The organism is Cyanobacteriota bacterium (assembly GCA_025054735.1).
Taxonomy (GTDB): Bacteria; Cyanobacteriota; Cyanobacteriia; order SKYG9; family SKYG9; genus SKYG9.
The window spans coordinates 1-6,739 of sequence record JANWZG010000063.1 but is presented as its reverse complement, the minus strand read 5'-3'; the positions used below and the strand labels follow the sequence as shown (position 1 = coordinate 6,739).

The 6,739-nt window shown below is 51.6% G+C and carries 5 protein-coding genes; 1 reads left to right on the top strand and 4 read right to left on the bottom strand.

The window, feature by feature from the left end:
- From NZ772_04855 to NZ772_04845, 3 genes are all read right to left on the bottom strand, one after another.
- Positions 1 to 1,789, bottom strand: a 1,789-nt coding sequence (locus NZ772_04855) for an alpha-mannosidase (protein MCS6812889.1), incomplete at its 3' end; no start/stop codon positions are given.
- A gap of 121 nt (positions 1,790 to 1,910) precedes the next feature.
- Complete coding sequence (locus NZ772_04850; GenBank protein ID MCS6812888.1) at positions 1,911 to 2,168, bottom strand: chlororespiratory reduction protein 7; 258 nt, start codon at positions 2,166 to 2,168, stop codon at positions 1,911 to 1,913.
- A 187-nt stretch (positions 2,169 to 2,355) separates the two neighbouring features.
- Entirely contained in the window at positions 2,356 to 2,898 is a 543-nt protein-coding gene (locus tag NZ772_04845) for a response regulator (protein MCS6812887.1), read from the bottom strand.
- Between the two features lie 199 nt (positions 2,899 to 3,097).
- Here NZ772_04845 and lipA point away from each other — a divergent pair, with 199 nt between their 5' ends.
- Positions 3,098 to 4,069, top strand: coding sequence for a lipoyl synthase (gene lipA / locus NZ772_04840; protein ID MCS6812886.1), 972 nt, complete (start codon positions 3,098 to 3,100; stop codon positions 4,067 to 4,069).
- On the opposite strand, the gene NZ772_04835 is transcribed toward lipA, so the two are convergent.
- On the bottom strand, positions 4,066 to 6,573 hold the full coding sequence (locus NZ772_04835; protein MCS6812885.1) for a CHAT domain-containing protein: 2,508 nt from the start codon (positions 6,571 to 6,573) through the stop codon (positions 4,066 to 4,068). The two genes, lipA and NZ772_04835, sit on opposite strands and share 4 nt — an antisense overlap.
- Between the last annotated feature and the right edge of the window lie 166 nt (positions 6,574 to 6,739).

The window sequence follows — 6,739 nt, the reverse complement described above, 5'->3', positions numbered from 1 at the left end:
GCCAGGCTGCATTAGCTTCCACAAACACCTCTGGAATTGATGACCCTGGAAGAATATCGTGGAACTGGTTGAACAGCAGGGTGCGCCAACAGTGATCGAGTGCTGCGTGGGGATAGGGAGCATTAGTGGCGATCGTCATCAGCGATGACCATAACTCTGCTTGATAGAGTAGCGCTTCACAGCGACGGTTCCAGCGCTTTTGATCCCCATGGGTGGTGTAGCTGCCGCGATGGCACTCTAGGTAAAGTTCGTCTGCCCAAGTGGGAAAGGCCGCAGCATTGGGGTCAGCAGAAGATGGCTGACAAGAAGATGGCTGACAAATAGACTGCAAGTAGTCTAGGGCAGTCGAGCTAGTCAACTTAGGGAATAGGGACGATCGTCGCCAGCGCTCAGCTACCTCCAGCATGTCACGGGTGGGGCCACCGCCGTGATCCCCTACGCCAAATAACCATAAGGCATGAGGAATGTTCGTGGCTTTTTCCCATTGACTAGCATAGGTCGCCATTTTGATGGGATCGATGCCTTCCCCTACCGTTGATGACATGACTGTGAACACTCGACTGCCATCAGGAGCTTGCCACCAAAAGGCTGCATAGGGAAATTTGGTGCGATCGTTCCAAGTCAGCTTTTGAGTCACCAGATACTTAATACCTCCCTGGCTGAGAATTTGGGGCAATTGCCAGCAAAAGCCAAAACTATCTGGCAGCCAAGCAATGCGATCGAGCCTGCCAAACCGTGATTGCACGTACCGCTGCCCATACAACACTTGTCGCACTAAGGATTCGCCATGCAACAGATTCAGTTCTGGCTCAACCCACATGCCTCCTAGAGCTTCCCAGCGTCCGGCTTGAATTTGGGTTTGAATGGCAGCAAACAGGGCTGGACGATGGTCTTCTACCCAGGCATAGAGGGCGGGGCTAGAGTGGCAGAATACGAGGTCAGCATAGTCTTGTTGCAAGCTCAGTACTGATTTGAACATGCGTTCAGCCACGTCACAGGTTTCAGCCCATGTCCACAGCCACACTAAGTCCAAGTGGGAATGCCCCAACAGGCAAATTTGTCGCTGCTGGATCCAATCTGCAAGGGGCTGTAATGTCTGGTAAAGGTGATGAATGGATTGCTGAAAGCGGGGAGGATCGTGAACTGCATCCCAAGCGATTGCGCCCATGGCCTGCTCTAGCAGTGGCAACTGCTCTGGGGCTAAAGTGGTCAAAAATATCTCTAGTGCCGCCAATTCATCGGCTAGAAAACTCGGTTCACGGATGTGATTGTTTTCCTTACCTGAGTAGGCAGCATCCCGTTGGGGTGTTTCATAAAGGCAGAGGGACTTCATCAGGGCACCGTTATCGTGACCAGGGCTAACCGCACGCAGTGCAACGGCGATCGTGTCCCCCGGTGTCACCCGCTCCGACAACAGAATGCGAGGAGAGTGATCAAACAGGTCACATTCCTGCACTAGTTGACCATTGACAAATACATGGGTAGGATCTGTCCACACCGTAAGGGCTAGGCGCAGTACCATCCCTTCTAGAGCATAGCCATGTAAATCATGAGGTACGGTGATTTGCTGACAGAGCCAGCGAATTCGATGCCCCCTCTCCCACACAATGTAACCGTTTTCGTTCAAGAGGGCGATCGGCCAATTTTGCCAGTGTGCTGGATTACACCCTTCGGCCACGGGTAAATCGTGCTCACAAACTCGCCACTGATTCCGAATATCAAGTTGGCTCAGGGTGCGTAAGCGAGCGATCGTCTCAGCAACCACTGAAGGAGGCGATGATCCAGTCATAACTAGCTAGTAATGGACTCCACTGCTCAGTTACTCATATCTCTGGCGTTGGATCAATCCCCATTTCTAAGGTGGGGTGGATGCTTACCAGATGCACTAGTTGATATGAGCTATCGGCAGTTCACTTTTCTAGCCTGACAGCGTACCATTGCAGCACCTGACCCGGTGCTAAGGGCAACTCACAACTGGTAGCTAGGAGATACTTTGCTTGCTCGTCAACCGTAGCAAATCGCTGCACATCGCTAGGCAAGTCTCCAATACCATTGGTCAGTAACGAAGTCAGCTTTGCCAACAACTCAGCAGCCGTGACAATCTGCTCTGCCTGATTAGGCTCTAGTACTACGAAATAATCCTCGTCATAGAGCAACGAACTAGCCATGGAGATGATTCATGCTGTTTTGGATTTCAGATTTGCGATTTTAGACCTGCGATTCTAAACTACAGAGGCCTTACAGTGTTCTGTATGCCATCGGACACTTGCTTCATCCTCTGCCTAAGTCGGCCAACTGGCACCATGCCTGTGCTCACTAATGCTTGTCAGCTCCCACAAGGCACACTAACGATCGCTACTTCAGCTTTTGCTTAATGATCGTAACAACTTGAGCTAGTTTTTTCTTCAAGTCTTCCACTTCAGACTGTAGCTCATTCACTTTAGCTTTCAATGCCTCGAATTCCTCAGAGCCAGCACTGCTAACCGCCGATGGCTCCGCTGACAATACAGGGGCGGGCATCTTACGAGCAATGTCCATTGCCGTTTTAATGGCATCTACTAAGTCTTTCTGCTCAAAGGGCTTTTCAATAAAGGCAAAACGACTAAACGGCTCTGGAATCTTTTCAGTGACTTCTTCCTTGCGCCCTGACATCAAGACAAGGGGAATGCGTTGTAGGTCGCTCTGGGCTTGAATCTGCTGATAGACCTCCCAGCCACTCATCTTCGGTAGCAAGAAGTCTAACATAATCAGGTTCGGATGCTCTTGACGAATCAGGTTAAGCCCTTCGATGCCATCCTTGGCCTCTAGGACTTCAAAGTTACCCTTAGGCAACATGTCTCGCACTGTGTTCCGGATTACTTTGCTATCGTCAATAACTAAGATCTTGTGGGCTGACACAACTAAGCTCCTCTGGAGATGCCTGGTACTAAAAATCTTACAATTCTCTTCGGCTTTTAGAACGATATTTTTTCTTTGCCTACTCCTAATCGTTACCCCTGATTACTGATGCACTCTCATGATGGGCGACACTGGCAATTGCCACCATGTATAGTGTAGTGTAATTACCTGACTTCTGTTCTATTGCTATATAGGTTTCATGGCAAACGTCAGGCACGATTCTCGCCGATCGCACGATCTGCTCTTAGGGTACCCATCTGGCCAGCATCCTAACCTTGCACCCCTGCCAACTTGGCTGCGCCGACCGATCGGCAACGCTAATGATATTTCAACCGTACAGCAGATCATCAAGCAACGTCAAATTCATACCATCTGTGAGGAGGGACGCTGTCCTAATCGGGGGGAGTGCTATGCCCAGAAAACGGCTACATTTCTGCTGATGGGGCCGACTTGCACTCGTGCTTGTAGTTTTTGTCAGGTGGATAAGGGACATGCACCAATGCCGTTGGATCCCAATGAACCCTATAAGGTGGCAGAATCAGTGCAGTTGTTGGGGTTACGCTATGTTGTCTTGACTTCGGTGGCCCGAGATGACTTGCCTGATCAGGGGGCGAGTTGGTTTGCGGCTACAATGGTGGCTATTCGGCAGCTTAATCCCAATACCCAGATAGAGGTGTTGACGGCAGATTTTTGGGGAGGACGATCTTACGATGCTGAGGGTCACAGGGTGGCTCCAGAAATCCAACAGCGCCAACGGATTGCAACGGTTGTTGCTGCCCAGCCTGCCTGCTATAACCACAATCTAGAGACTGTGGCGCGGTTGCAAGACCCTGTGCGCCGGGGAGCTAAGTACGATCGCTCTTTGTTACTTCTCCGGACAGTTAAGGAGCTAGCGCCAGGCATACCTACCAAATCTGGTTTAATGTTGGGCTTGGGAGAAACAGAGGCAGAGGTTATCCAAACCATGCAGGATTTGCGGGCGGTGGGTTGCGATCGTCTCACCTTGGGACAGTACCTGCGTCCCTCTCTAGCGCACTTGCCCGTGCAGCGCTATTGGACACCGGAGGACTTTGATCGCCTAGGAGCGATCGCCCGTGACCTCGGTTTCACGCAAGTTCGCTCTGGCCCCCTTGTCCGTAGCTCTTACCATGCAGGTGAAATGGATGACTAAAGCCAGTTACCGATGAGGATAAAGGGTGACCAAACAGCAGGATGTCCCCAGTCTAGGTCGTTCAGCATGGCAAGTTGGGCCGCTCGGAGAGCTTCTGCCTTAGTAATGCCTGGCTGGCGCAGTTGACGATAGAACTCTTCGATGAGGGGCACTGTAGATTCGTCATTAATGGCCCAGAGGGTAGCAATAGCGCTGCGCACTCCGGCTCGAACGGCAACCCCAGCAATACCTAGGGCAGAGCGGTTGTCTCCGGTAGCAGTTTGGCAAGCGCTGAGGGTAAGTAATTCTACGGGCGATCGACCCTTGCGTCGCCGCAGTAGGGTCTCCAATTGATCAATAGTGATGCGTTGGTCGTAACCCAAGAGAAAGGTACTCTCATTATCCACCCCAAACTTGCCATGGGTAGCAATGTGGATGACAGCGTAATTGGCTTGGTTCAACTCTTGCTCTAGGCGAGGGAGCGTGAACTCTTGGTCAAGGAGAACAGTGCCATTCAAGATAGACTGCACCGTTTTAGACTCTTGGGTAACGTTGGGGAGAGCGGCAAAGGGAGGGCGGGCCTCGGTCAAGCCTAGAATTAACGCTTTGCGGTTTTGCAGGTCTGTGCTGCCCAAGTTTACGAGGCTGAGGCTAGGAGCTGTTGCGATCGCTACTTTTTGAATCAAAAACTGCTGTCCATCATGGAGAGCCGCAATGGGTATCTTGCGCAGCACACCATCGTTGATCAGCACTAAGGTCTTTACCGATGCCTGCCGAAGAGCTGGCTCTAGGGGACGCATCAACAGGTCATAGAGTTGTTGCGCTGCTGGTAAATATTCCTCCGTTGAGCGCTTTTCTAGCAAGGTTCGCAGGTTGCCAACCGTGTTGACTAGGATGTTAGCAGCGATCGGCACTTGGTATTCCATCAGCGACCCATCGGGCAAGCGGGTAATGATTTCAGTGTATTGCGGCAAAATCACAGAGTAAACCACGGCAGTATCTGATGGGATCCCACTAGTGGCTGATTGCGCCTGAGCTACTTGCACGCAGTCATCACCAAAAAAGTTGGCGAGTTCTGCGAGTTTGAGTAGTTCTAAGACATCCAGGGCTTTTTGCAGGGCTTGTTGTTCGTCAACTTTTAACTGAGGATTACTAGCGGTTACCTGTTGTTTGCTAGCGGCAGCTAGTGAGCGATCGCGGCGACTCAGCAGCAGATCAATTAGTTCTCGATAGACTGGCTCAACGGCATCTCGGAAGTTGAACTGAAGGTCACGATTGGTGGCAAGAATATCAGTGCGAATGCTCTGGAGGGTAGCTACAGCTTGTTCATAGGCAGCGATCGCCCCATCCACATCACCCCTAGCCTTGAGTAACCGTCCCATCTGCCACTGCCAACGATATAGACTGTCGAGAGCATTTACCGCTTGGGCAGCGAAGAGAGCTTCCCTCGTCCAGCCCATGGCTGTGGTGGGGTCGGTTGTTTCTAACAACTGTCCCAGAGCACCCAGAGCAAAGGACTCAGCCCGACGATCGCCAATGGCTCGGGCAACAGCGCGTGCTTGGTCTAGCCATTGACGACGCTGGGTAATGGTATCGCTACCCAGAGGATAAACCGCAAGCTTAACCAAGGTGTAGGCTTTGTCGCGAGAGTCTGGTTGCGTCGCTAGTAGCTGGAGAATGCGATCGCGCTGACGCTGAATAGTTCGCCAGTCTGGCTGCTCAGTTTGGGCCAGCAGGTCATTAAGGTTAAGCAGGATAGCAATTTCTGTGGCAGGCATGTCCGCCCGATTCAGGCTTTCTTGATAGGCAGCCAGCGCAGCATCTCGACTGTTTTGGGCTTGCTGAGCCAGTTGCACAGCCTCTTCTTGCTCGCCCTCAGTCTGGGCCGCTATCATCTGTTCCCGATAGCGCACTGACTGCCGAGCGTATAGGTTACCCAGATTATTCAAGGCGCTAGTTAGCAACAAGGAATCTCCAGAACGGCGGGCATGGGTGAGGCTAAGCTGGTAGGCTGCTAGGGCCGACGTATAGTCACCCAGTGCCCAGTAGGCATTGCCTAGGCCACCTTGCACAGCGGCTGTTATTCGAGGGTCAGCTACGGGCAGTTGCGTGACACGGGTCAAGAGGTCGATCGCACGACGGTGTTGCCCCAGTTGATTGTAAATCTGAGCTTGTTCTGTTAAGACCGCCCCTTGGTGTTGACTATTATCTGTGCCAACTAAGGCTAGTACCTGATCCCAATGCCTGATAGCTTGTTCTAGGCTCCCTATCTGTTGATAGGCTTTTGCCAAGTTAGTGTGTAACGTGATGCGATCCTCGACGTTAGCTGTTTGGGATAATGCTGTTTCCCATAAATGAATCGATTGGCTAAATTGCCCTGACTGGTAATAGCGAACTCCAGCATCGTCAACTGAGAGTGCTTGACTAAGCAACACTGGGGCATCAGTAAGTTGGGATGCAGATTGAGGAACAGGTTGCTGGGTCTGGGTTGGGCTGGTAGCTGGGGCAATTGATGGTATAACCATCCAACTCACTGCACTGAATAACCAGCCTAGCGCCATCAACAGGATGAATCGAAAACATCGTGAGTAACGAGATACTATCATAGCCGACTTGGGGTACAGGTCTTCTCACCCTTATCCTACAGTGCTAGTTAGTGGTAACGGGACGATCGTGCTCATTATCTTCACA

Bases quoted from the DNA above. Each gene is read 5' to 3' on its own strand.
- NZ772_04835 (MCS6812885.1), bottom strand. From the start codon at position 6,573: ATGGTTATACCATCAATTGCCCCAGCTACCAGCCCAACCCAGACCCAG.
- NZ772_04850 (MCS6812888.1), bottom strand. From the start codon at position 2,168: ATGGCTAGTTCGTTGCTCTATGACGAGGATTATTTCGTAGTACTAGAG.
- lipA (MCS6812886.1), top strand. From the start codon at position 3,098: ATGGCAAACGTCAGGCACGATTCTCGCCGATCGCACGATCTGCTCTTA.